This window comes from Billgrantia sp. Q4P2, assembly GCF_052806135.1.
Genome location: NZ_JBRBAI010000014.1, coordinates 55,015 through 80,998, shown reverse-complemented (window position 1 = coordinate 80,998; position 25,984 = coordinate 55,015). Strand labels below are relative to the sequence as shown.

The following is a 25,984-nucleotide window of genomic DNA, read 5'->3' as shown; positions in this document are numbered from 1 at the left end:
GGGTTTTTATTGCAAGCCGTGCAACGCAATGTCACTCCGCTGACCGCTCGCCATACTCAACCAGGTACTGGTCTTTCAGCTTCACGTAGTTTCCAGCGGTATAGGGAAAGAAGGCGCGCTCCTTGTCCTTCAGCGGGCGCAGCGCCTTGGCCGGGTTGCCGGCATAGACGAAACCGCTCTCGAGGCGCTTGCCCGGCGTCACCACGGCACCGGCGGCAATGATTACCTCATCCTCGACCACCGCACCGTCCATGACGATGGCCCCCATGCCCACCAGGATGCGGTTGCCCAGCGTACAGCCGTGCAGGATCGCCTTGTGGCCGATGGTGACGTCGTCGCCAATGGTCAATGGGAAGCCATCGGGGTTGAAATCGCTGGCGTGGGTGATATGCAGCACGCTGCCGTCCTGCACGCTGGTGCGCGCACCGATGCGGATCCGGTGCATGTCGCCGCGGATCACTGTCATGGGCCAGACCGAACAGTCGTCACCCAGCACCACGTCACCCAGCACCACGCTGGCCGGGTCGACGTAAACTCTCGCTCCCAGGGTGGGTCGCATACCCTGCCAGCTACGGATGGGATCGTTCGCGCTCATGCATCTCTCCAGGCCGGCACCCTGGCCGGTCGCATCGAGGTTGTCACAACAGTCCGGCCGCCAGCACCACGGCCGCCAGGGGGATCGAGACCCAGCGTACCACCACTTGCCACAGGCGGAAGCCCGGCCCGCTTACGCCCAGTGCTGCCTGGGCCTCGCGGCGCGGCATTACCCAGGAGGCAAAGATGGCGATCAGCAGGCCACCCACCGGCAGGAATATCTCGGTGGGAATGGTGGTAACCAGGTCGAAAGCGTTCATGCCGAACAGCGGCCGCCATTCGGCCAAGGTAGAGAACGACAGCACCGACAGTAGCCCCACCAGCCATACAGCGATCCCCACCACCGCAGCGGCCTTGCCGCGGCTCAGCCCCAACCCCTGGAGAGTGGCCACCATGGGCTCGGCCAGATTGATCGACGAGGTCCAGGTCGCCAACAGCAGCAGCAGGAAGAACACGCTGAGCCACAGCGCCCCCCAAGGCAGCTCGGCAAAGGCGATGGGCAGGGTCACGAACATCAACCCCGGCCCCTCGCCGGGGTCCATGCCCTGAGTGAACACCACCGAGAAGATGGCGATGCCGGCCAGCAGCGCCACGCTGACGTCGAGTACGGCCACCGCACCGGCCGCACGCGGCAGGCTCTGACGTTCCGGCATGTAGGCACCGTAGGCCATCAGTGCACAGGCGCCGACCGCCAGGGTGAAGAAGGCGTGCCCCATGGCATGCATGACCACTAGCGGGGTGATGGCCGAAAAGTCCGGCCGGAACAGCCACGCCAGCGCCGTACCGAACCCGTCGGTGGTCGCCGCATAGCCGGCAAGCAGTATCAACAACAGGTAGAGCAGCGGCATCAGCAGGTTGTTGAGCCGCTCCAGCCCCTTGGCCACCCCCGCCGCAACCACGGTCATGGTCATGAACAGGAACAGCGTATGGTTGAAGGTCATCCGGCGCGGGTCGCCGAGAAAGGCCTCGAAGCCGGCCGCGATCTCGTCAGCACTGCGCCCGCTGAAGTTGCCATTCACAGCAGTAATCAGGAACTCGATGGACCAGCCCGAGACCACGGAGTAGAACGACAGGATGCAGAACACGGTGAAGGCACCGAACAATCCTAGTAAACGCCAGTGACGGCTGGCTCCGGCCTGGCCAGCCAGGTGGCCCAGCGACTGCATGGGTGCTCGGCGACCGGCGCGGCCGATCAGGACCTCGGCCATCATCACCGGCAACCCCAGCAACAGCACGAAGGCCACGTAAAGCACCAGGAAGGCGGCGCCGCCATTCTCGCCGGTGATATACGGAAAGCGCCAGATGTTGCCGAGCCCCACCGCCGCGCCCGTCACCGCCAGGATGAAGGCCCGCCGCGTGCTCCAGCGCTCCAGGGTTGCGTTCATGCCTTTACCTCGACTTTCGTGGAGGCGCAAGCCTATCAGGCCGGCCCCTTGCCACCAATCCCCCTGGCGGGATTGAAACCCGCCCCCTGCGACCGCATCTAACAGCTATTCGCTTTCCCGCCGCTGCAACCCGAGGTGCGCATGTCCCACAATCCGCTGCTTGAGCCCCATGAGCTGCCCCCCTTTGCCGAGATCAAGCCGGAGCACGTGGTACCGGCGATCAAGAAACTGCTCGCCGACAATCGTACTGGCACCGAGGCCCTGGTCGAACGCGCACGGCAGGAGACACCGACCTGGGAGAGCCTGGCCGCTCCGCTCGAGGCGCTCAATGACCGGCTATCCCGCGCCTGGTCGCCGGTCTCGCATCTCAACGGCACCATGAATTCACCGGCTCTGCGTAAGGCCTACCAAGCCTGCCTGGGCAAGCTTTCCGACTACAGCACCTGGCTGGGCCAGCACGAAGGGCTGTTTCGTGCCTGGCAGGCGCTCAAGGAGGGGCCGGCCTGGGCCGAGCTGGATGAAGCCCAGCGCCGCAGCGTCGACAATACGTTGCGTGACTTCCGCCTTGCCGGCGTCGACCTGCCGGCTGAACAGAAGAAGCGCTATGGCCAGATCAAGGCACGCCTGTCGGAGCTCTCCAACACCTTTTCCAACCAGCTGCTCGATGCCACCCAGGCGTGGCACAAGGACATCGACGACGTGGCCAAGTTGGCCGGTCTGCCGGAGAGCGCCCTGGCGACACTGGCCGCCAACGCCGAGGCCAAGGGCGTGAAGGGATATCGCATCACTCTCGACTTCCCCAGCTTCTATCCGGTGCTGACCTTCGCCGACGATCGCGAGCTGCGCCGCGAGGTCTATACCGCCTTCGTCACCCGCGCTTCGGACCAGGGTCCCAATGCCGGCCAATACGACAATGCCCCGATCATCGAGGAGACCCTGGCCCTGCGCCGAGAGTTGGCCGAGTTGCTGGGCTTCGCCAGCTATGCCGATCTGTCGCTGACCACCAAGATGGCCGAGTCGCCGCGCCAGGTGCTGGATTTCCTCGAGGATCTCGCCCGCCGCGCGGTGCCTCAGGCCCGGGAGGAGTTCGCCGAACTCGAGACCTATGCTCGCGAGACGCTAGGCCTTCCCGACCTGGCGCCCTGGGATGTCGGCTATACCAGCGAAAAGCTGCGAGAGGCACGCCACGCCATCTCCCAGGAGCAGCTACGCCCCTACTTCCCCGCCCCGCGGGTGGTAGACGGCCTGTTCCAGGTGGTCGAGCGACTCTATGGCGTCAGCTTCGAGGAGGACGCCCAGGCGCCCCGCTATCATCCCGAGGTCCGCTACTTCCGCATCCTCGAGCACGGCGAGCCCATTGCCGGCTTCTATCTCGACCTCTATGCCCGCGAAGGCAAGCGCGGCGGCGCCTGGATGGACGAGTGCCGGGTGCGTCGCTGCCACGAGGATGGCAGCCTGCAGTTGCCTGTGGCCTACCTCACCTGCAATTTCACCCGCCCGGTGGGCGACAAGCCGGCACTGCTGACTCACGACGAGGTCACCACCCTGTTCCACGAGTTCGGCCATGGCCTGCACCACATGCTGACCCGGCAGACCGTGGCCGAGGTATCCGGCATCAACGGCGTGGCCTGGGACGCGGTGGAACTGCCCAGCCAGTTCATGGAGAACTACTGCTGGGAGCGCGAGGGCCTCGCCCTGATCGCAGGGCACGTCGATAACGGCGAGGCGCTGCCCGCCGAACTGCTGGAGCGGCTGCAAGCCGCCAAGAACTTCCAGTCGGCCATGGGCCTGGTACGCCAACTGGAGTTTTCGCTGTTCGACCTGCGCCTGCATCATGAACTCAGCGCGCCCACGGCGGCCGAGGTGCAGCTCCTACTCGATCAGGTGCGCGATGCCGTGTCGGTCGTGCCGAAGGCCGACTTCAACCGTTTCCAGAACGGCTTCAGCCATATCTTCGCCGGCGGCTATGCGGCGGGCTACTACAGCTACAAGTGGGCCGAGGTGCTCTCCGCCGACGCCTGGAGCGCCTTCGAGGAGGCCGGCATATTCGACTCCGAGACCGGACGTCGTTTCCGCAGCGAGATCCTCGAGCAGGGCGGTGCTCGCGATGCCGCAGAGCTGTTCCAGGCCTTCCGTGGCCGCGAGCCCAGCGTCGAGCCACTACTACGCCACAGCGGTATCCGTGCTGCCTGACATCGCGAACGGGGCAAGGTATCGTTAGCCACACCGCCGCCGGGGCCACCGGCGGCCATCCTACGGAGGCTCCATGGCCGTTCAGAAACGCTTCATCGCCGGGGCAATTTGCCCCCGCTGTGCCGAGATGGATCGAATCCGTGCGTGGGAGCAGAACGGCGTGCGCTACCGCGACTGCGTCAGCTGCGATTTCTTCGAGCAGGCACCGATCGAGGACGAAGCGGCGGCCGAGCTTGAGACGCGCGTCAACCGTGAGCGCGAAGAGCAGCAGCGCAATGCCATCCAGACCGTGAGGATCCTCGACCCCCGGGGCCATTGACGGTGGCAGCCAGCGCAGCACCCTGCGCCGGGCACCGCCAAGGCAGGCGGCAGCGCCTGGAGCTGCTCGGCCTGGCGGCGGTAGCGGCGCTGTTGCTGTCTCGCCCCGATCTTGCCACCCTCGCTGCCGGCCTGGGCCTGTTCCTGTGGGGCATGACCCTGCTGGAAGATGCCATCAAGCGACTCTCCGGGGGCACCCTCGATCGCTGGCTGCACACCGCCACGAGCCACCCTGGGCGAGCCATCGGCGTCGGCGCCTTGGCTACCGCGCTGGTCCAGTCCAGTTCGCTCATCACGCTGCTGGCGATGTCCTTCGTCAGTGCCGGCCTGGTCGCCCTGCCTGGCGCCATCGCCCTGCTGTTTGGCGCCAACCTGGGCACGACCACCGGCGCCTGGTTGATCGCCTCGTTTGGTCTGCGCTTCGAGCTGGCCCATTACGCCATGCCGCTGCTCGCCCTCGGCCTGCTCGGCCGCTACCGACTAAGCGGCTCCCTGGCCGGTATCGCAGGATTGCTGCTGGGCATCGGCCTGCTGTTCCTCGGCATCGATTTCATGAAGCTTGGCTTCGAGGCCTGGCAGGACGGCATCCGCCTTGACGGGCTGGCCGGCGACCGATCGTGGCATTGGCCGCTGTTCGTGCTGGTCGGCGTCGTCGCCACCGTGGTGATGCAATCGAGCCATGCCACGCTGCTGCTCACCCTGACCGCCCTGGCCTCGGGCCAACTGTCCTACCTGCCGGCGCTGGCCATCGCCATCGGTGCCAATATCGGCACCACGGTAACCGCTGTGCTGGGTGCCCTGTCAGCGGGAATCGCCGCGCGGCGCCTGGCCGGCGCCCATGTCATCTTCAACCTGGTCACCGCCGCGGTTGCGCTGATATTGCTGGTGCCACTGGCCTCGCTGGTGGACATAGTCGCCGAGCTGGTGGGGCTGGCAGAAACGGCCTGGCCGCTCAAGCTGGCCCTGTTCCATACCATGTTCAACCTGCTGGGCATCGGGCTGATGCTGCCGTGGATCTCACGCTTGGCCGACCTGCTCGAACGCCACTTCCCCGAGCCTGCGCGACTGCCACTCACCCAAGCTCGCCATCTCGACAGTGCCGCCCTGAACCACGCCGACACCGCCGTAAGCGCCATGGAGCAGGAGTGCCGACGCCTAGAGCGCCGCGCCTACCACTTGCTGTGTACGGCTATCCTGTTGCCAAGCGCCGAGGTCATCGGCCATCCACCGCAACGCAGCACCGTAGAGGCACGCATCGAGCCTGATGCCTGGCCGCTGGTCAATGCACGCTATCACGATCGCATCAAGCCACTGCTGGCGGAGATTCTCGCTTTTCAGGCTCGCATCGACGTGCCGTTGACCGAGGCCCAGCAGCACCAGTTGGAGGCCTTGCAGGCTCGCTCGCTGCGCATGGTGGAAGCGGTGCGCTTCGGTGAAGTACTGCAACGAAGCTTCCTGCGTCATGCGGCGCCAGTGAGCCCGCTGCGCGAAGCCCATGACGACCTGCGCCTTGCCGTGGCGATCGGTCTCAACCGGCTAGCTGAGGGTGAAGAGGGCCTGGCGATCACGGCCCCCATCGAAGAGATCCGTGGGCATTGGCAAAACGAGTTGGCCAAGCGACTGCGCGAACACCACCTCGACCCCTGGCTTGCCTCATCGCTGATGAACGACCTGCACCAGGCCAGCCGGCTGGCTGCCGCGCTGGCCGAGCCAACGCCGGCACGCTCCTGAGTTCAGCTTGTGCGGTTTTTCGCACACATCGAGTACCAGCTGTGCGGACTCCCAGCCCTAGCCAGGGCTTCAACACTCGACTTTTGTCTAACATAGACAAAGTAAGTCATTGTTTTACATGCCAAAGAATAATCAAAGCATGGAATTTGCTCTTACTGAGAGCTAGTCTTCGCTTCAGCGCCATGTCCCGCAAGCCCGCCTTGCCGTGGCGTGAACGCGCTGACGCCATAACCACAAATTGCAACGGAGAAACGCCATGCGCAACGTCACTACTCTCGCGCTCACCGGTAGCTTGGCCGGCGCCCTGCTGGTCGCTGCTTCCACCGCTCATGCCGATCGCAGCGACTGGCCGTCGAGCTTCACCGTTGGTACAGCCAGCCAGGGCGGTACCTACTTCGTCTACGGCTCCGGCTGGGCCAACCTGATTGCCGATGAGTTGGGTGACATTTCCGGTGGCGGCGAAGTCACGGGCGGTCCGACCCAGAACCTGGCGCTGGTGCACAGCGGCGACATCGCCTTCGGCCTGACTACCATGGGTCCCGCAGCCGACGCCGTCAAAGGCGAAAGCCCCCTGGCTCCGGGCGTGCCGATGGACAACGTCTGTGCCATGTTCCCCATGTACGAGACCCCGTTCTCCATTGCTGCCCTGTCCAGCTCCGGCATCTCCAGCATTTCCGAGATCCCCGACGGCGCACGCATCGGCTTCGGCCCTGCGGCTTCCACCTCGGACACCTACTTCCCGGCTATCCTCGAGACCCTGGGCGTGAACTTCGAACGCCGCAACGGCGGCTGGTCCGATCTCGGCGGTCAGCTCCAGGACGGCCTGCTCGACGTCATCGCCTTCGCCGCCGGTATCCCGATCCCGGCCGTCAGCCAGCTCGAGGTGCAAACCGACGTCAACATCATCGAGTTCACCGAAGAAGAGCTGGAAACCGTGCTCGAGACCTTCCCGGTCGCCGAATACTGGATCCCGGCCAGCACCTATACCACGCTGGAAGAAGATGCCCGCGCCGTCTCCATGTGGAACTTCGCCATCGCTCGTTGCGACCTGCCGGAAGACTTCGTCTATGAAGTGACCCGGATCACCATGGAAAACAACGACAAGATGCGCAACGTTCACCGCAGCGCCGAGACCACCATTCCGGAGAACGTAGTGCACAACAACGTGCTGCCGTTCCACCCGGGTGCCGCGCGCTGGTTCGAAGAGAACGGTTACGAGATCGACGCGGACCTGATCAAGTAAGCCTCGCCTCGCGCCTTCCCCCGCACCGGAGTCCCGGTGCGGGGCCTGTCCCGACATTGCTGCTTAACACCCGAGGGTAGTCCCCCCATGAACAACTCTCCCGATACCCGTCCCGGGGCGTCCGAGGAGGCCGTCGACAAGGCACCCGAGGCCATTGCCCAGGGCGTCGACGAGGATGTCGTCGAGTCCAACCGGCGGCTCTTCAGCGGCTGGCAATGGCTGCTGCTTGGCGCCATGGCCATCGCCTACTCCAGCTTCCATCTGATCTCGCTCAACGTCTACCCGATGGAAACCTGGTCGTTTCGCATCGTGCATATCGCCGGTGCCCTCATTCTTGGCTATGCGTTCTATTCCGGCTGCCGCTTCGCCGGCGAATCCGGCACCGAACGCTCGCCCGCCTGGCTTGCCTGGGCCAGCTATGCGCTGCTGATTCCCGCCGCCTACTCGCTGGTACAGGTATTCCTGATGAACCAGGCGATCAGCGGCGGTGCCATGCGCATCGATCCGCAGGTGGAAACCTGGCACTACGGTTATCCGCTGCTCTTCGCCACGGTAGGCGGCATCCTGTTCTCCTGGCTCTATCGCCAGGTGCGCGAGAAGCTCTCGCCGGCCGATCTGGTGCTGATGGTCTGTGCCCTGGCCAGTGCCGGCTACCTGTTGGTGATGTTCAACACGCCGCTGCGCGCCGCGACCGGTACCGCCTTCGCCCCGATCGGCATCTCCTGGGCAGCACTCGCAGGCTCATTGCTGATCCTCGAGCTGACCCGCCGCGTGGCCGGTCTGGCGCTGGTGGTCATCTCGGCCATTTTTCTCGCTTATGTGTGGGCCGGCCCCTATCTACCGGGTTTCCTCGGCTTCCCGGGGCTGTCGTTCAACCGCTTCTTCAGCCAGGTCTATACCGACACGGGCATCCTCGGCCCAACCACCGCGGTATCGTCAACCTATATCATTCTCTTCATCATCTTTGCCGCCTTTCTGCAAGCCTCCAAAGTCGGTGACTATTTCGTCAACTTCGCCTTCGCCGCCGCTGGCCGTTCACGTGGCGGCCCGGCCAAAGTGTCGATCTTCGCCTCGGGCCTGATGGGCATGATCAACGGCACCAGTGCCGGCAACGTGGTCTCCACCGGCTCTCTGACCATCCCGCTGATGAAGAAGGTCGGCTATCCCGGGCGCAGCGCCGGCGCGATCGAAGCCGCCGCCTCCACCGGTGGACAGATCATGCCGCCGATCATGGGTGCCGGGGCCTTCATCATGGCCGAGATCACCGGCATTCCGTATACCGAGATTGCGGTGGCCGCCATCATTCCAGCCGTTCTCTATTTCGCTTCCGTCTACTTCATGGTGGACTTCGAAGCGGCCCGCAAGGGCATGCGTGGCATGCGCAAGGACGAGATCCCTCAGTTTCGTCGCCTAGCCAAGCAGGTCTACCTGTTCGCGCCGATCATCATTCTGGTCGCGGCTCTCTTCATGGGCTACTCGGTGATCCGTGCCGGCACCCTGGCCACCGCCTCGGCAGCCGTAGTGAGCTGGATATCACCCAACAAGATGGGCCCGGCTGCCATTCTCAAGGCACTGCAGCTGGCCGGCACCATGTCGATCCAGATCATCGCCGTGTGCGCCTGTGCCGGCATCATCGTCGGGGTGATCTCGCTGACGGGCGTGGGTGCGCGTTTCTCGTCGCTGCTGCTCGGCCTGGCCGGTTTCAGCCAGCTTCTCGCCCTGTTCTTTGCCATGTGCATCAGCATCCTCCTGGGGATGGGTATGCCCACCACGGCGGCCTATGCGGTAGCCGCCTCGGTAGTGGCACCGGGGCTGATCAACATCGGTATCCAGCCGCTGGTGGCGCACTTCTTCGTGTTCTACTTCGCGGTCGTGTCGGCCATCACACCGCCGGTGGCACTGGCCTCCTATGCCGCGGCAGGCATTTCCGGCGACAATGCCATGGCCACTTCGGTGACCTCGTTCAAGATCGGTCTTGCGGCCTTCATCGTTCCCTTCATGTTCTTCTACAGCCCTGCCATGCTGATGGAAGGCACCTGGCTGCAGATCCTGCGCGTCGGCGTGACCGCCACCTTGGGTATCGTGCTGCTGGCGGCCACCGTACAGGCATGGTTCTTCGGCCCGGTGAAGGCGTGGATGAGAGTGGTGATGCTGATAGGTGCGCTATGCATGATCTATGGCGGCATCTACACCGATATCGCCGGGCTCGCCATCGGCGGTGCGCTGTTCATGTTCCAGCGTGGCATACATGGTGGAGGTGCCAAGCCCATCGCCTCGAGCTGACGATGCAGGCGCCATCACGAGAAGGGCCCCGCCATTTGGCGGGGCCCTAGCGCTTCAGGATGGGGCCTGGCGCTCAGAACCGTTCACGATTCGCTGACGCCGCAGGCCATGCGATCGCCACCGCCACCCAGTTCGGGCTCGTCAGCGTAGGTGTCGCCACCTTCGTGAACCATCAGGCTGCGCCCCTGAACGTCCTCGAGGCTCAGGCGCGGCGCCAGTACCGGCAGGGTCGCCTCGCCGTCCTCGTTGACGATCAGTACCGGCAGGTCACCCAAGTGCCCATCACCATAAGGGCCCTGATGGGTGCCAGTTTCCTCCGGATCGTAATGACCGCCCGCCTCACCAGCAGCAGTCATCTCACCGTCCTCGTTCTCTCCCGGCTCGCAGCTGGGATTCTCGTGCACGTGGAAACCGTACACGCCGGGCGGCATCTCGCGCAGATCGGGGGTGAGCAGCAGCCCGTGATCGGTATCCTCGAGAGTAATGGTACCGATGGAGTCCTCGATGCCATCGGTGCTCACCCAGTTCATCTCCACTTCGTGGCTTTCCTGGGCCTGGGCGGCACCGACAGCGAGCAGCAGGGAGGCAAAGGCGACTCCCGAAAGGTTGGCATGGCGCATCTAGCGTCCTCCTGTTCCTGATTCCATGGACATGCAGGAAACAGGCTAGCTGGAGATGCGCCTGGGCGCCAAGGCGGTGTCAGCTCAGGTTGTCGAGAATCCGCAGGCAGGGACCGGCCTGGTTGAGAGTATAGAAGTGCAACCCGGGTGCCCCATCGTCCAGCAGGCGCTGGCATAGCCGCGACACTACCTCGGTGCCGAACTTGGCGATGGCGTCGCTGTCGTCGCCGTAGGCCTCGAGCTGCTTGCGAATCCAGCGCGGGATCTCGGCGCCGCAGGCGTCCGAGAAACGAGCCAGCTTGGTGTAGTTGGTGATCGGCATGATACCGGGCACGATGGGAGCCTCGACACCCAATGCACGGGCACGCTCGACGAAGTGAAAGTAGGCATCGGCGCTGAAGAAGTATTGCGTAATGGCCAGGTTGGCTCCCGCCTTCACCTTGCGCGCAAAGTTCTCCAGGTCGCGCTCGAAGCTCGGTGCCTGGGGATGAGTTTCGGGATAGGCCGCCACGGCGATCTCGAAGTGGTCGCCGGTTTCCTCACGGATGAATTCCACCAGCTCGTTGGCGTAGCGCAGCTCGCCGATACCGCCCATGCCAGAAGGCAGGTCGCCACGCAGGGCAACGAGGCTGTCGATACCCTCTTCGCGGTACTGAGCCAGCAGGTCGCGCAATTGGGCCTTCTCGCTGCCGATGCAGGAGAGATGCGGTGCCGTGGTGATACCGGCCTCGCGAACGGTCCTCACGGTCGTCAGGGTACGTCCTTGGGTCGAGCCACCGGCACCGTAGGTGACCGAGAAGAAGCGCGGCTTGCGCTCTGCCAGCGCGTCACGTACCCCCATCAGTTTCTCACGCCCCGCTTCAGTGTTGGGGGGAAAGAACTCGAAACTGATGCCAAGCGGGTACGACTTATTCATTAGGAAACTCTCTCTGTTGCAGGCGCCTGTTCGAGCGGCTCCCCTGTCGCCCTCGGGCGGCAGTCCTGGTAGATAAACTTGCGATTGGCTTCGCGAATTCATGCATTCTGCCGCCCCGCCTGGCGCCTGACCAATGAAAAGTTTCACGTTGCTGTATGAACTTCAGTCATATGGCATCTATCGCTTAGAACCGTTTTGCTGACGATCACGATGGCGCCGAGCAGGCCGAGTCGAGCTGGCGGCGTGGTCGATCACACCAGCTGACAGCTGCCCTGCCGACAGGCATCATATCGGCTTTCGGCAATGGAGTGGCGAGCGATGATCGACCCTGGCGCACTGCTGGGCCCTCTCTGGACGCTGCTGGCCTTCGTCGGCCTGGGCTGGCTCGCCGCGCGGCGGCTGGCGATCGACCCGCGTCCCATTGCCACCCTGCTGATCTACCTCATCGCGCCGCTGACCTTCTTTCGCGGACTGCTGCTGGGCGGGCCAACGCCTCAGTATCTGCTGCTGACCCTGGCCCTCTTCCTGCTGGCAAGCCTCGTGGCCGCCATCGTCAATCCCTTGGCGCAGCGCTTCCTGTCGCCCCAGGAAAGCGCCGTGCTGGCTTTCTCCTCCGGTACCGGCAACACCGGCTACTTCGGCCTGCCGATCGCCATGATCCTGCTACCGCCCGAAGGGGTAACCCTTTATCTTTTCTGTATTCTCGGCGTGACGCTCTACGAGTTCACGGTGGGTTTCTACCTCAGCGCACGCGGCCGCTTCTCGGTGCGCGAGAGCCTGGCCAAGATCGCCAGGCTACCGCTGATCTACGCTTTTCTCGCGGCGCTGCTGGTGAGCGGGCTCGGCTTGACGCTGCCCGAGGCGCTGATGGAAAGCCTGGCGGTATTCCCGGCCACCTACACCCTGCTCGGCATGATGATCATCGGCATGACCCTGGGCCGGGTCGCGATTCGCGAAATCGACCTGCGCTTCATGGCCAGCTGCGTGGCAATACGCTACGTGCTGTGGCCCTGGCTGATGCTTGCCGTCGTGCTGCTACTGCAGGCGTTGCTGCCCCTGCCTGAGGAACTGGCCCTGGCGCTGCTGCTGCTCGGCGTGGTGCCGATGGCGGCCAACGTAGTGGTCGTCGCCATGGAGCTCGGCATCAAGCCGGAAAAGGGCGCCCTGGCGGTGCTGGTAACCACCCTGGCCGCCCCGCTGCTGATTCCGCTCTACCTGAAATGGCTCATGCCACTGGCCGGGTTATAGGAAGGAGCGGCCCGACGCAGCGATTGCCCTTGCAGCCAATGCCCGCGGGGCTAGCCTGAAGTAAGGCACATCGCAAGGAGACGACCATGCATCGTCAGGCAAAATGGCTGCTGACCATCGTCATGCTGCTGTTCCTCGCGCCCGCCCAGGCTCACCATGGCTGGGTCGGTGGCGAGACTATCGAGATCGAAGGCACCATCACCCAGGTCCGCCTGGGCAACCCTCACGGGGAAGTCCAGTTGGACGTGGAGGGCGAGACGTGGACGGTGGAGGTGGGCCAACCATGGCGCAACGAGCGCGCCGGGCTGGCCGAGGGCGACCTGGCCGAGGGCGTGGAGCTGCGCGTCTCCGGCGAACATGCCGGCGAGCGATTGCTGAAGGCCGAGCAGCTGTGGATCGACGACGAGCACTACGTGCTCTATCCCGGCCGGATCTGACCGAACATCGTGGAAGCACTGCTGAGCTGGCTTGCCGAGACGGCCTTGGCCGAATGGGTGCGCCTCTCGCGCTGGGGTTATGCCGCGATCAATGCCCTGCACGTACTCGGCATCGCTCTACTGATCGGTTCCATCGTAGCCCTCGACCTGCGCCTGCTGGGCTGGCGCAAGCAACTGCCGCCGCATGAGCTGGGCCGACTGCTGCAACCGGTGGCGGTGGGTGGGCTACTGCTGGCCATGACCACCGGGGGAGGGCTGTTTCTCGCCGACCCCAGCGGCTACGCAGCCATGCCGCTGTTTCTGTTCAAGCTGACGCTGATCGTGCTTGGCATCGCCAATGCCCTGCTGCTCAACCTGGGGCCGGGGCTGGCGGGCGCCACGCCCCGGCGCTTGCGGCTGGCAGGAAGTCTCTCGCTGCTACTGTGGCCTGCAGTGCTGATCGCAGGGCGCTTTCTTGCCTTCGTTGACGGATGAGATGGGCAAGACTCAGTGCGACGCCATGGCGGTGCACTCCTCGGCACAGCGATGGCACGCCTTGGCGCACTGCTGGCAATGCTCGGCCTCGTGCTTGGCACATTCGTCGCCACAGGCCTTGCAGATGTCGGCACACAGGCGACACAGCTGATTGGCATATTCGCTGCTCTGGGCCATGAAGGAAGCCGCCAGACGGCAGATCTGTGCGCACTGCTTGTCCAGGCGGATGCACTCCGCCATCATCTTGACGTCGTCTTCCTGCAGGCAGGAAGTGGCGCAGCGGTCGCAATACGCCGCGCAGACATGGCAGGCTTCGAGACACGACTTGTAGTGACCAAAATCCATCTCGCTCACTCCTATGGTCGGTTCACGGGACTCGAAGAAGCCACCCTGACTAAGACACCTTCGAGTATAGAAAAGCTAGCCAAGGCGCCCCTCTCCCACAAGCGGTCCTACATAACGTCACACACCAGTCGCAAGAACGCCGCCCGCAGGCGGCGTCCGGCCTTCACTGCGAAAGCTTATCAATAGCGATAAGCGTCCGGCTTGTAGGGTCCCTCGACGGGCACGCCTGTATACTTCGCCTGCTGTTCGGTCATGCGCGTGAGCACTCCACCGAAGCCCTCGACCATATAGCGGGCCACCTCCTCATCGAGATGGCGCGGCAGTACGGTGACGGCCAGCCCTCCCTCCTTCTCGGCCGGAGGCAGGTCGGCGAAGCGCTGCTGGTAGAGGTGGATCTGTGCCAGCACCTGATTGGCGAAGGAGCCGTCCATCACCCGCGATGGGTGCCCGGTAGCGTTGCCCAGATTGACCAGGCGGCCCTCGGAGAGCAACAGCAGGTAATCGCTGCTGGCAGGGTCGAAGTGGCCCGGCGTGCTGTCTCGGTAGACCTTGTGCACCTGCGGCTTGACCTCCTCCCAGTGCCAGTGACGGCGCATGTAGGCGGTATCGATCTCGTTGTCGAAGTGGCCGATGTTGCACACCACCGCACCAGGCTTGAGCGCCTCGAGCATGGCGGCGTCGCAGGCCTCGATGTTGCCGGTGCAGGTCACCACCAGGTCGATGCGCGCAAGCAGCGTACGGTCGACGCTCTCCCTACCGCGATTGAGACCATCGACATAGGGCGAAACTACCTCATAGCCATCCATGCATGCCTGCATGGCACAGATGGGATCGATCTCGGCGACCTTGACGATCATGCCTTCCTGGCGCAGCGAGGCCGCCGAGCCCTTGCCCACGTCGCCGTAACCCATCACCAGCGCCTGCTTGCCCGCCAGCAGGTGGTCGAGCCCCCGCTTGATGGCGTCGTTGAGCGAGTGGCGACAGCCATACTTGTTGTCGTTCTTCGACTTGGTCACGGCGTCGTTGACGTTGATCGCCGGTACCCTGAGGGTCCGGTCACGCAGCATCTCCTGCAGGCGATGCACGCCGGTGGTGGTCTCCTCGGAGATGCCGTGGATGGCATCAAGCAGCTCCGGGCGCTTGTCGTGCAGCAGCGCGGTGAGGTCGCCGCCATCGTCGAGTACCATGTTGGGCGTCCAGCCGTCGGGGCCTGCCACCGTCTGCTCGATGCACCACCAGAATTCCTCTTCCGTCTCGCCCTTCCAGGCAAATACCGGAATGCCCGCGGCAGCGATGGCGGCGGCGGCGTGATCCTGGGTCGAGAAAATGTTGCACGACGACCAGCGCACCGAGGCGCCAAGGTCGATCAGGGTCTCGATCAGCACCGCCGTCTGGATGGTCATATGAATGCAGCCGGCGATGCGGGCACCCGCCAGCGGCTGCTCATCACGATACTTGGCGCGAATCTTCATCAGCGCCGGCATCTCGGTCTCGGCAATGCGAATCTCGCGTCGCCCCCAATCGGCCAGGCTGATATCGGCGACCTTGAAGTCCTGCGCGGTCGCGGCGGAAACGGCGGGCTGGTTCATGCGTCACCTCTCTCGAGCAGAAAACGGTGACCCTCACTATAGGCAGGGAATGCAGGCACCGACAATCAACGCTCGACACTCCTCTCAGTTATCTACTCCTTCGAGCAGCACCTGATGCACTGAACGGTGAGGGTCGGCGATCCGCTGGGCCAAAGCCGGCTAGCGCCCGTCGCGGCACCGCCCACCGCCGGGGATCAAAACTGCAGCCCCAGCGCAAAGCCGCCGAGCATGTAGCAGAAGGCGGTGATCAGCACGATCCCGATCAGGTTGAGTACCACCCCACCACGCGCCATCTGGGCGATGGTGACCGCGCCGGTACCGAAGACGATGGCGTTCGGCGGCGTGCCGACCGGCAGCATGAAGGCGCAGGTCGCGGCGAAGGCCGCCGGGATCAGCAGCGTCATCGGGTCGGCGCCGATACCGAGCGCAACGCCCCCGAGCACGGGGATGAAGGTCGCGGCGGTCGCCGTATTGCTGGTCACCTCGGTCAGGAACAGGATGATCGTGGCCACGGCGGCGACCAACAGGATGATCGGCAGCATGCCGAGGCCCGTGACCTGCTGGCCGAACCAGCTGTCGAGGCCGGACGCGGCGACGGCGCCGGCGAGGCTCAGGCCGCCACCGAACAGCAGCAGTACGCCCCAGGGCAGCCCGTCCTCGGCATCCTGCCAGGTCAGCACCATCTCGCTGCGGCCTCTCCCGGGCAGGATGAACATCGCGATGCCGGCGGCGACGGCGATGGCAGTGTCATCGAGATTGCCCAGCGGCCCCAGCCACTGGCCTATGCCCGGGATGTTGCCGAGTACGCCGGGTACGACCCACAGGAACGCCGCCGAGAGGAACACCAACAGCACCATCTTCTCACCCTGACTGACGGTGCCGAGCTTCTGGATCTCCCCATCGATCATCTCTTTTCCGCCAGGGATCTCCTCGACCTTGAACGGGTAGAGCACCCGGGTCATCAGCACCCAGCCCACCAGGATGAAGGTGAAGGCCAGCGGCACGCCGAGCATCATCCACTCGAGAAAGCCGATGTTGCGCCCCAGTTCGTCGGCGGCATAGCCGGCGACGATGGCGTTCGGCGGGCTGCCGAGCAGGGTGCCGAGGCCGCCCATGCTCGCCGACCAGGCGATCGCCAGGAGCAGGCAGAGGCCGAACCGCTTGATGTTGTCGTCGAAGATGAAGTCCACATGACCGGGTCGGTGGTGGTCATGTTCGTGGCCTGCGGGATCGTGCCCGGGCGTGGCCGTCTTCAGTGACTCGCCGCTACGCTCTGCGACCAGGGCCAGCACGGAGAGCCCGATCGGCAGCATCATCAGCGTCGTCGCGGTGTTGGAGACCCACATCGACAGGAAGCCCGTGGCGAGCATCATGCCGAGCACGATGCGCTTCGGCTCGACACCCACCCGTGCCAGCGTCAGCAGCGCAATGCGGCGGTGGAGGTTCCATTTCTCCATGGCGATGGCGATCAGGAAGCCGCCGAGGAATAGAAAGACGATGGGACTGGCGTAGGGCGCCGTGGCCTGGCCCACGGTTCGCTCCGTCACCATCGGGATCAGCACGATCGGCAACAGGGATGTGGCCGAGAGCGGGATCGCCTCGGTCATCCACCAGACCGCCATCAGGGTGGCGATCGTCGCGACCCAGCGCGCGTCCGACGACAGCCCTTCGGCCTGGCCCATGGCGAGCCATACCAGCAGCGCCATGACCAACCCGAAGGCGCGCAGGCCCCATGTCATTTTCGCGGATCGCCCACCGGGCGCTTGCTCCCCGGAAAAGTCTTCGTATTCCCCTTGCTGGCGAGGTTGCTCGGCCATTGTGATGCCCTCCTTCCTTGTTTGCATTCAGGCATGTTCAGGCATTCCAGGGTGACGGCTGAGGTCGGGTCGCCGCGTGCGCGCGGCGGCGTCAGCCGTCCACTGGCATTCTCCCTATCGCTTCTTCTGCGGTGGCAGATCGGTACAGACGCCTTCGAACAGTTCGGCGGCCATGCCGACCGACTCGCCCAGGGTCGGATGCGGGTGGATGGTCTTGCCGATGTCGACCGGGTCGCAGCCCATCTCGATGGCCAGACACAGCTCGCTGATCAGGTCCCCCGCCTGGGTGCCGACGATGGCGCCGCCGATGATGCGATGGGTCTCCTCGTCGAACAGCAGCTTGGTGAACCCTTCGTCGCGGCCGTTGGCGATTGCCCGACCGCTGGCCGCCCAGGGGAATACCGCCTTGCCGTACTTGATGCCCTCGGCCTTGCATTCGGCCTCGGTCTTGCCGGCCCAGGCCACTTCCGGGTCGGTGTAGGCCACCGAGGGAATCTGGCGGGCATCGAAGAAGCTCTTCTGGCCGGCGGCGGCTTCCGCCGCGACATGGGCCTCGTGCACCGCCTTGTGGGCCAGCATCGGCTGGCCGACGATGTCGCCGATGGCGAAGATGTGGCCGACGTTGGTGCGCATCTGCTTGTCGGTGGCGATGAAGCCGCGTTCGTCCACCGCCACGCCGGCGTTCTCGGCACCGATCTTGTTGCCGTTGGGGCTGCGCCCGACCGACTGCAGGATCATGTCGTACAGCTGCGGCTCGGCGGGGGCGTTGTCGCCCTCGAAGCTGACCTTGAGGCCGTTCTTCTGGGCTTTCACGGCGGTGGTCCGGGTCTTGAGCATCATCTTGTCGAAGCGCGGCGTGTTGACCTTCTCCCAGACCTTGACCAGGTCGCGGTCGGCGCCGGTCATCAGCCCGTCGAGCATCTCGACCACGTCGATGCGGGTGCCCAGGCTGGAGTAGACCGTGGCCATCTCCAGGCCGATGATGCCGCCGCCGATGACCAGCATGCGCTTGGGGATGGTGGTCAGTTCCAGGGCACCGGTGGAGTCGACCACCCGGGGGTCGTCGGGAATGAAGGGGAGTGTCACCGACTGCGAACCGGCGGCGATGATGCACTTGTCGAACTTCACCACCTGTTTGTCGCCGGTCGGCTCCTGGCCATCGCCGCTGGTCAGGGCAACTTCCAGGTGATGCGGGTCGAGGAATTTCCCTACCCCGCGCACCGTCTGGACCTTGCGTGCCTTGGCCATGCCGGCCAGGCCCCCGGTGAGCTTGCCGACGACCTTTTCCTTCCAGCCGCGCAGTTTGTCGAGATCGATCTTCGGCTTGCCGAAGGCGATGCCGTGATCGGCCAGGTCATTGGCCGCGTCGGTGACCGCCGCCACATGCAGCAGCGCCTTGGAGGGGATGCAGCCGACGTTCAGGCAGACCCCGCCGAGGTTGGCATAGCGTTCCACCAGCACGGTCTTCATCCCCAGGTCGGCGGACCGGAAGGCGGCCGAGTAGCCGCCCGGCCCGGCGCCGAGCACCAGCATCTCGCATTCGAGGTCGGCCCCGCCGGTATGGGTGGCCGCCTTCGGGGCGGGCGCAGCCGCTTTCTGTTCGCCTGCTCCCCCGGCGGCAGCGGGTGGGGCGGCGGGGGACTTGCCTTCCGCTTCCAGCATCAGGATCGGCGAGCCTTGCGAGACCTTGTCGCCGACCGTCACCAGCACCTCGCTGACCTTGCCGGCCTTGGGCGCGGGCACGTCCATGGAGGCCTTGTCGGACTCCACGGTGATCAGAGGGTCCTCGGCACGGATGGTATCGCCCGCGCGTACCAGCACTTCGATGATCGGAACGTCGCCGAAATCGCCGATGTCCGGCACCCGAACCTCTTCCAGGCTGCCGCCGCCATAACCACCGCCGGCATCGCCGGGCGCCGCCGAGCCAACCCCTTTGTTATGGACCGTCGGATGCGGTTCGTGGTCCGCCACCCGGGATCCGGTCTCGGCCGGCTCCAGCATCAGGATGGTCGAGCCTTCGGAGACCTTGTCCCCCTCCTTGACCTTGAGCGCTGCGACCGTGCCCGATATCGGGGACGGCACGTCCATGGAGGCCTTGTCGGTCTCCAGGGTGATCAGCGGGGTTTCGATGTCGATCGCATCGCCCGGCTTGACCAGCACTTCGATGATCTCGACGTCCTTGAAATCGCCGATGTCGGGCACCTTGACTTCGATTGCATTGGCCATGTCGTCGATTCCTCACATGATGATGCGCCGCATGTCGGCGAGCAGGTTGGCGAAATGGACGTTGAAACGGGCCGCGGCGGCGCCGTCGATCACCCGGTGATCCCAGGACAGCGACAGCGGCAGCACGAACCGCCACTCCGACTGCTTGCCGTCCGGCGAGACCTGCTTCCAGTAGGAGCGACACACGCCCATGATGGCCACTTCCGGGGCGTTGATGATGGGCGTGAAATAGAGCCCGCCGATCCCGCCGAGCGAGGAGATGGTGAAACAGCCGCCCTGCATCTGGTCGGGCTTGAGCTTGCCGTCGCGGGCCAGCTTGGCCAGCGCCCCCATTTCCTGGGCGATCTCGGCCACGCCTTTCTGGTCCGCGTCGCGGATCACCGGCACCACCAGGCCGTTGGGCGTGTCGGCGGCGAAGCCGATGTGGTAGTACTGCTTGAGGATCAGGTTGTCGCCGTCCAGGGAGGCATTGAACTCGGGGAACTGCTTCAGGGAGGCGACCGCGGCCTTGATCATGAACGCCAGCATGCTGACCTTGATGCCGGCCTTCTCGTTGGCCTTGTTGAACTGCACCCGGAAGGCCTCCAGGTCGGTGATGTCGGCCTCGTCGTGGTTGGTGACGTGGGGAATCTGCACCCAGTTGCGATGCAGGTTGGCGCCGGAGATCTTCTTGATGCGCGACAGCGGCTTGGTCTCCACCGGGCCGAACTTGCTGAAGTCGACCTTGGGCCAGGGCAGCAGGTCCAGGCCGCCTCCGCCGGACGCGGCCGCCGCCGGTTGCGCCGCCGGAGCGCCGCCCTTGGCGAAGTTGCGGATGTCCTCCTGGGTGACCCGCCCCTTGAGGCCGGTCGGCGGCACGCGGGTCAGGTCCACCTCCAGCTCGCGTGCCAGGCGGCGTGCAGAGGGGCTGGCGTGAACCCGGCTGAAATCCGCAATCGGCCCGCTCGGCGGGGCGGCAGCGGAGGCCGTCGGTGTCGCGGCCGGAGCAGCGGCCGCCACCGGCGGCGCCTGCTGTCCTGCGCTCCCGCCGGGCGCCGCGGGCTTTTCACCCGCCCCGTCTGCTGCAGCCGCCCCCGCTTCGCTCTCCAGCAGCAACACCAGGCTGCCCTCGGAGACCGTGTCGCCGAGCTTGACCTTGAGCTCCTTGACCGTGCCCGCCGCTGGCGCCGGCACGTCCATCGAAGCCTTGTCCGATTCCACGGTGATCAGCGGGTCCTCGACTTGGATCGTGTCCCCGGCCTGGACGTGGATTTCGATGATCGGGACATCGGTGTAATCACCGATGTCCGGTACCTTGATCTCTTGAATTGCCACTATTTGTTCTCCTTCGGCTCAGAGGGCGTCTACAAAAGGACTGCACTCGCCAATACGCCGTTAAAAATCGACTCAATATGCTCATTTACACCGCGTAAACTCCGCTATTTCGTCAATTTTTGCCTCGTCTTGCCTTCGTTCGTCTGTTTTGAAAACGCCCTCTTAGGCGTACAGGGGGTTGGGCTTTTCAGGGTCGATGCCGTACTTGGCGATGGCGTCGCGCACCTTGCCGCTCTTGAGCTTGCCCTCGTCGACCAGAGCCTGCAGCGCGGCCAGGACGACGTAATGACGATCCACCTCGAAATGGCGGCGCAGGGCCTCGCGGCTGTCGGAACGACCGAATCCGTCGGTACCCAGCACCTCGTAGCGCCGCGGCACGAAGGGCCGGATCTGTTCGGCGAACATGCGGATGTAGTCGGTCGAGGCGATCACCGGCCCTTCGGTGCCTTCCAGGCACTGCTCGACATAGCTCTTGCGCGGTGTCTTGCCGGGGTGCAGCCGGTTCCAGCGCTTGACGGCATGGCCGTCGCGGGCCAGCTCGTTGAAGCTCGGGCAGCTCCAGACGTCGGCCGCCACGCCCCAGTCGTCGCGCAGCAGCTCTACCGCGGCAATCACCTCGTTGAGGATGCTGCCACAGCCCAGCAGCTGTACCCGCGGGCTCTTACCCTTGGCCTTGGCCTTGCTGAACGAGTACATGCCCTTGATGATGCCCTCTTCGGCGCCATCGGGCAGCGCCGGATGACGGTAGTTCTCATTCAGGGTCGTGATGTAGTAGAAGACGTTCTCCTGGTCCTCGTACATGCGCTTGAGGCCGTCGCGCACGATCACCGCCACCTCGTAGTGGAAGGTCGGGTCATAGGCCATGCAGTTGGGGATGAACTGGGCGAACAGCTGGCTGTGCCCGTCCTGGTGCTGCAGCCCTTCGCCGTTCAAGGTGGTGCGCCCCGAGGTCCCGCCGATCAGGAACCCCCGCGCCAGCATGTCGCCGGCCGCCCAGGCCAGATCCCCGACGCGCTGGAAGCCGAACATGGAGTAGTAGATGTAGAACGGGATCATGGTGACCCCATGATTGCTGTACGAGGTGGCGGCGGCGATCCACGACGACATGGCCCCGTCCTCGTTGATGCCCTCCTGCAGGATCTGGCCCTTGCGGTCCTCCCGGTAGGGCATGATCTCCTCGGCGTCCATGGGCACGTACTTCTGCCCTTCGGGCGCATAGATACCGATCTGCCGGAACATGCCCTCCATGCCGAAGGTGCGCGACTCGTCGGCGACGATCGGGGTCAGCCGCGGCCCCAGGGTCTTGTCCCGGGCCAGGGAGACCATGATGCGCACCATGGCCATGGTGGTGGACATGGTGCGCTCACCGGTGTCCGCCAGCACCTGCTTGAACATCTCCAGGGGGGGCGCCTCGAGCCGATCGCCGTTGCGCTGGCGCTGGGGCAGGTAGCCGCCCAGTGCCTTGCGCTGCGCGTGCAGGAACTGCATCTCGTCGCTCTCCGCCGGCGGCCTGAAGAAGGCCGCCGTGGTGACCTGTTCGTCACTGAGGGGTAAATCGAAGCGCTTCTGGAAGTAGCGGAGGTTGTCCTCACCCAGCTTCTTCTTCTGGTGGGTGATGTTCTGACCCTCGCCGCCCTCGCCCATGCCGTAGCCCTTGACGGTCTTCATCAGCAGCACCGAGGGCTTGCCCTGGGTGTTGACCGCCGCGTGATAGGCCGCGTAGACCTTCTGCGGGTCGTGGCCACCGCGGATCAGCTTGTAGTAGATGTCGTCGTCCGACATGTGGGCGACCATCTCCTTGAGCTCCGGATACTTGCCGAAGAAGTGCTCGCGGATGTAGCCGCCACCCTTGACCTTGAAGTTCTGGTACTCGCCGTCGACGCACTCCTCCATGCGCTGGCGCAGCAGCCCCTTGGTGTCCTTGGCCAGCAGCTCGTCCCAGCCCGACCCCCACAGGCACTTGATGACGTTCCAGCCCGCGCCCCGGAAGTTGCCCTCCAGTTCCTGAACGATCTTGCCGTTACCCCGCACCGGACCGTCCAGGCGCTGCAGATTGCAGTTGATCACGAAGATCAGATTGTCCAGTTTCTCGCGGCTGGCCAGGGCGATGGCCCCCTGGGACTGGGGCTCGTCCATCTCGCCATCGCCGAGGAAGGCCCACACCTTGCGCCCTTCGGTATCGGCCAGCCCGCGGTTCTGGAGGTACTTCATGAAGCGGGCCTGATAGATGGCCATGATCGGCCCCAGCCCCATGGAGACGGTGGAGACCTGCCAGAAGTCCGGCATCAGATAGGGGTGGGGATAGGAGGAGATCCCCTTGCCATCCACTTCCAGGCGGAAGTTCTCCAGCTGCTCCTCGGTGAGCCGCCCCTCCAGGAAAGCCCGTGCGTAGATGCCCGGGGCGCAGTGCCCCTGAAAGTAGATGATGTCGCCCCCGTGGCCATCGCTGGGGGCCTGCCAGAAATGGTTGAAGCCCACCTCGTACATCACCGCCGAGGACTGGTAGCTGGCGATATGCCCGCCGGGTTCGGCGGGTTTCTTGTTGGCGCGCACCACCATGGCCATGGCGTTCCAGCGCAGGTAGGCGATCAGCCGCTGCAGCAACGCCGCGTCGCCGGGCAGCTTGGCCTCCTTGTGGGGAGGTATGGTGTTCACATAGGGCGTACGAGTCGTATCCGGCGCCTCGGCCCCGGTTCGGTAGGCTTCCTCTACCGCCTTGTGCAGCAGGTAGGTGGCCCGCTCGGGCCCCACCCGTTCCACCACCACGTCGACGGCTTCCTGCCACTCCCGGGTTTCCTGGGGATCGAAGTCGTTGTAGTCATCGAAGGCCATGGGTCGTCTCCCTTGATCATTGGCTCGGACTTGTTGTTTACAATCGCTGTCAGCGATAGGTCTGTGCCTCGACCACGGCGAAGGCGCTCATGTTGGCGATACCCCGCGCGGTGACCGTGCGGTTGAGCACATGCACCGGCTTGGCGGCCCCCAGCAGGATGGGTCCCACGGACACGCCGTTGCCCAGCACCTTCAAGGCGGTAAAGGCGATGTTCGCCGAGTCCAGGTTGGGCATGATCAACAGGTTGGCCTCGCCTTCGAGCAGCGAGCCGGGCAGGATGCGACCGCGTACGCCCATGGAGAGCGCCGAGTCGGCCTGCATTTCGCCGTCCACCACCAGATCCGGGGCGCGCTCCCGGATCAGCGCCAGTGCCTGGCGCATCTTGTCGGCGCTGGCGAAGTCGGAACTGCCGAAATTGGAGTGGGAAACCAGGGCGGCCCGGGGCGTGATGCCGAAACGGCGAACCTGCTCCGCGGCCAGCAGGGTGATCTCGGCGATCTGGCCGGCATCGGGATCGTAGTTGACGAAGGGGTCGGCAATGAACAGCGTGGTCCGCTCGAGGATCAGCAGCTGCAGGGCAGCAGGCGTGCTGACGCCCTCGCGCAAACCGATGACGTCCAGCACCAGGTCCAGGTGCTCATGGTAGGTGCCTACCGGACCGGCGATCATGGCATCCACTTCGCCCCGGCGCAGCAGCAGCGAGGCCAGGATGGTAGACCGGCTGCGGACGCGTTTCTCGGCGGCTTCGGGATGGACGCCACGCCGCCCCATCAGCTGGTGGTACTCACTGGCCAGCTCAGTGCAGTCGGGATAGTCCTGCGCGTCGATCAGCTCAAAATCGACGCCGGGCGTCACTGGCAGCCCCAATTCCTCAATGCGGGCCTCGATGACCGCACGGCGACCGATCAGTACGGGCTTGGCATAGCGCTGACTGACACAGACCTCCATGGCGCGCAGGACGCGCTCGTCCTCGCCTTCGGCATACAGCAAGCGGAGAGGGTTCTGTCGAGCCCGCTCGAACACCGGCTCCATCACGTTGCCCGAGCGGTAGACCAGGCGTGACAACGAGCGGGCATAGGCCTCCAGGTCCGCGATGGGCCGAGTGGCCACGCCACTCTCCATGGCGGCCTTGGCCACCGCCGGCGGGATGGTATCGATCAGGCGCGGGTCGAAGGGTTTGGGCAGGATGTATTCCGGGCCGAAGGTCAGCGCCTGCCCGCCATAGGCCACCGCCACCGTCTCTGGCACCGTGGTGGTCGCCATGTCGGCGATGGCCTTGACGGTGGCCAGTTTCATCTCCTCATTGATGGTGGTGGCGCCGCAATCCAGGGCGCCCCGGAAGATGAACGGAAAGCACAGGACGTTGTTGACCTGGTTGGGGTAGTCCGAGCGTCCGGTGGCGATCACCGCATCCGGGCGTACCGCCTTGGCCTCCTCCGGCATGATTTCCGGCGTGGGGTTGGCCATGGCCAGGATCAACGGGCGATCGGCCATGGTCGCCACCATTTCCGGCTTGAGAGCGCCCCCAGCCGAGAGACCCAAGAAGACATCGGCTCCGTTGACGGCATCGGCCAGGGTGCGGGCCTCGGTCCAGGCCGCGTAGCGCGCCTTGTAGGGATCCATGTCCTCGGTGCGTTCGGTGTGGACTACGCCTGTGCGGTCGCAGACCAGGATGTTCTCCTTACGCACCCCCAGGGAGACCGCCAGGTCCAGGCAGGCCAGGGCCGCCGCGCCCGCGCCGTTGCAGACCAGGCGGATGTCGCCGAGCTCCTTGCCCACCACCCGCAGGCCGTTGAGCAGGGCTGCCCCCGAGACGATGGCGGTACCATGCTGGTCATCGTGGAAGACCGGGATCTTCATCCGCTCGCGCAGGCGCCGCTCGATCTCGAAGCACTCCGGTGCCTTGATGTCTTCCAGGTTGATGCCGCCGAAGGTGGCCTCCAGGCCGGCGATGATCTCGACCAGCTTGTCCGGGTCGCGCTCCTCGATCTCGATGTCGAACACATCCACGTCGGCGAACTTCTTGAACAGCACGGCCTTGCCTTCCATCACCGGCTTGGAGGCCAGGGCGCCGATGGCACCCAGCCCCAGCACCGCCGTGCCGTTGCTGACCACCGCCACCAGATTGCCGCGGGCGGTGTACTCGGCCGCCATCAGGGAGTCACGTTCGATCTCCTCGCAGGCCGCAGCCACGCCGGGCGAATAGGCCAGCGACAGGTCCCGCTGGCTGGCCATGGGCTTGGTCGCCTGGATCGCCAGCTTGCCGGGGCGGGGAAATCGGTGATACTGCAAGGCGCTGTCGCGCAAATCGTCTGCCATGTGCTTCGCCTCTTCTCGCTTTCACTCATCGCGGCGATAGAGGAGTAAATGATCGCTTTGCCGATCGCCCTCGAACTGTTTGTTGCCAGGCCGGTTCCT

The 25,984-nt window shown here is 64.9% G+C and carries 19 protein-coding genes; 8 read left to right on the top strand and 11 right to left on the bottom strand.

Annotated features, from left to right (window positions below; all coding sequences use genetic code 11):
* Positions 1–31: 31 nt before the first annotated feature.
* Positions 32–595, bottom strand: coding sequence for a gamma carbonic anhydrase family protein (locus ACUY1T_RS19585; protein ID WP_446025241.1), 564 nt, complete (start codon positions 593–595; stop codon positions 32–34).
* A gap of 43 nt (positions 596–638) precedes the next feature.
* Complete coding sequence (locus ACUY1T_RS19580) at positions 639–1,979, bottom strand: sodium-dependent transporter (RefSeq protein WP_446025240.1); 1,341 nt, start codon at positions 1,977–1,979, stop codon at positions 639–641.
* Positions 1,980–2,120: 141 nt separating this feature from the next.
* Between ACUY1T_RS19580 and prlC the strand changes: the two genes are divergently transcribed.
* The 5 genes from prlC to ACUY1T_RS19555 all read left to right on the top strand — a co-directional run bounded on the left by prlC (position 2,121) and on the right by ACUY1T_RS19555 (position 9,747).
* Positions 2,121–4,172: an oligopeptidase A gene (prlC, locus tag ACUY1T_RS19575; protein WP_446025239.1), complete on the top strand. Its 2,052-nt coding sequence runs from the start codon at positions 2,121–2,123 to the stop codon at positions 4,170–4,172.
* 73 nt (positions 4,173–4,245) lie between these two features.
* A complete protein-coding gene (locus ACUY1T_RS19570) occupies positions 4,246–4,491 on the top strand; it encodes a YheV family putative zinc ribbon protein (protein WP_446025238.1) in 246 nt (81 codons plus the stop codon).
* Positions 4,492–4,493: 2 nt separating this feature from the next.
* Positions 4,494–6,221 (top strand): Na/Pi cotransporter family protein, encoded by a 1,728-nt coding sequence (locus tag ACUY1T_RS19565; protein WP_446025237.1) that lies wholly within the window; start codon positions 4,494–4,496, stop codon positions 6,219–6,221.
* A 256-nt stretch (positions 6,222–6,477) separates the two neighbouring features.
* On the top strand, positions 6,478–7,464 hold the full coding sequence (locus tag ACUY1T_RS19560) for a TAXI family TRAP transporter solute-binding subunit (protein ID WP_446025236.1): 987 nt from the start codon (positions 6,478–6,480) through the stop codon (positions 7,462–7,464).
* A gap of 87 nt (positions 7,465–7,551) precedes the next feature.
* Positions 7,552–9,747 carry a TRAP transporter permease gene (locus tag ACUY1T_RS19555; RefSeq protein ID WP_446025235.1) on the top strand — a complete coding sequence of 732 codons (2,196 nt, stop codon included), beginning with the start codon at positions 7,552–7,554 and terminating at the stop codon, positions 9,745–9,747.
* 83 nt (positions 9,748–9,830) lie between these two features.
* Here the strand turns inward: ACUY1T_RS19555 and sodC are convergent, their stop codons facing one another.
* Together sodC and metF are read right to left on the bottom strand one after the other, a co-directional pair.
* Entirely contained in the window at positions 9,831–10,367 is a 537-nt protein-coding gene (sodC, locus tag ACUY1T_RS19550; protein WP_434233059.1) for a superoxide dismutase [Cu-Zn] SodC, read from the bottom strand.
* Positions 10,368–10,446: 79 nt separating this feature from the next.
* On the bottom strand, positions 10,447–11,283 hold the full coding sequence (metF, locus tag ACUY1T_RS19545) for a methylenetetrahydrofolate reductase [NAD(P)H] (protein ID WP_446025233.1): 837 nt from the start codon (positions 11,281–11,283) through the stop codon (positions 10,447–10,449).
* A 318-nt stretch (positions 11,284–11,601) separates the two neighbouring features.
* Between metF and ACUY1T_RS19540 the strand changes: the two genes are divergently transcribed.
* From ACUY1T_RS19540 to ACUY1T_RS19530, 3 genes are all read left to right on the top strand, one after another.
* Positions 11,602–12,531, top strand: coding sequence for an AEC family transporter (locus tag ACUY1T_RS19540; RefSeq protein ID WP_446025232.1), 930 nt, complete (start codon positions 11,602–11,604; stop codon positions 12,529–12,531).
* Positions 12,532–12,617: 86 nt separating this feature from the next.
* A complete protein-coding gene (locus tag ACUY1T_RS19535; protein ID WP_446025231.1) occupies positions 12,618–12,968 on the top strand; it encodes a DUF6152 family protein in 351 nt (116 codons plus the stop codon).
* A 9-nt stretch (positions 12,969–12,977) separates the two neighbouring features.
* Positions 12,978–13,442, top strand: coding sequence for a hypothetical protein (locus ACUY1T_RS19530; protein ID WP_446025230.1), 465 nt, complete (start codon positions 12,978–12,980; stop codon positions 13,440–13,442).
* A 12-nt stretch (positions 13,443–13,454) separates the two neighbouring features.
* Here ACUY1T_RS19530 and ACUY1T_RS19525 read toward each other — a convergent pair whose 3' ends face one another.
* The 7 genes from ACUY1T_RS19525 to ACUY1T_RS19495 form a co-directional block, all read right to left on the bottom strand.
* Positions 13,455–13,787 (bottom strand): four-helix bundle copper-binding protein, encoded by a 333-nt coding sequence (locus tag ACUY1T_RS19525; protein ID WP_446025229.1) that lies wholly within the window; start codon positions 13,785–13,787, stop codon positions 13,455–13,457.
* A gap of 179 nt (positions 13,788–13,966) precedes the next feature.
* Positions 13,967–15,376 carry an adenosylhomocysteinase gene (gene ahcY / locus ACUY1T_RS19520; RefSeq protein WP_446025228.1) on the bottom strand — a complete coding sequence of 470 codons (1,410 nt, stop codon included), beginning with the start codon at positions 15,374–15,376 and terminating at the stop codon, positions 13,967–13,969.
* 194 nt (positions 15,377–15,570) lie between these two features.
* Positions 15,571–17,193 carry an SLC13 family permease gene (locus ACUY1T_RS19515; RefSeq protein WP_446025227.1) on the bottom strand — a complete coding sequence of 541 codons (1,623 nt, stop codon included), beginning with the start codon at positions 17,191–17,193 and terminating at the stop codon, positions 15,571–15,573.
* Between the two features lie 114 nt (positions 17,194–17,307).
* Positions 17,308–19,419: a dihydrolipoyl dehydrogenase gene (gene lpdA / locus ACUY1T_RS19510; RefSeq protein WP_446025226.1), complete on the bottom strand. Its 2,112-nt coding sequence runs from the start codon at positions 19,417–19,419 to the stop codon at positions 17,308–17,310.
* Between the two features lie 12 nt (positions 19,420–19,431).
* Positions 19,432–20,733 (bottom strand): dihydrolipoyllysine-residue acetyltransferase, encoded by a 1,302-nt coding sequence (gene aceF / locus ACUY1T_RS19505; RefSeq protein WP_446025225.1) that lies wholly within the window; start codon positions 20,731–20,733, stop codon positions 19,432–19,434.
* 162 nt (positions 20,734–20,895) lie between these two features.
* Positions 20,896–23,565, bottom strand: a complete 2,670-nt coding sequence (gene aceE / locus ACUY1T_RS19500; protein ID WP_446025224.1) for a pyruvate dehydrogenase (acetyl-transferring), homodimeric type — start codon at positions 23,563–23,565, stop codon at positions 20,896–20,898.
* A gap of 49 nt (positions 23,566–23,614) precedes the next feature.
* Positions 23,615–25,885, bottom strand: coding sequence for an NADP-dependent malic enzyme (locus tag ACUY1T_RS19495; protein ID WP_446025223.1), 2,271 nt, complete (start codon positions 25,883–25,885; stop codon positions 23,615–23,617).
* Positions 25,886–25,984 lie beyond the last annotated feature (99 nt).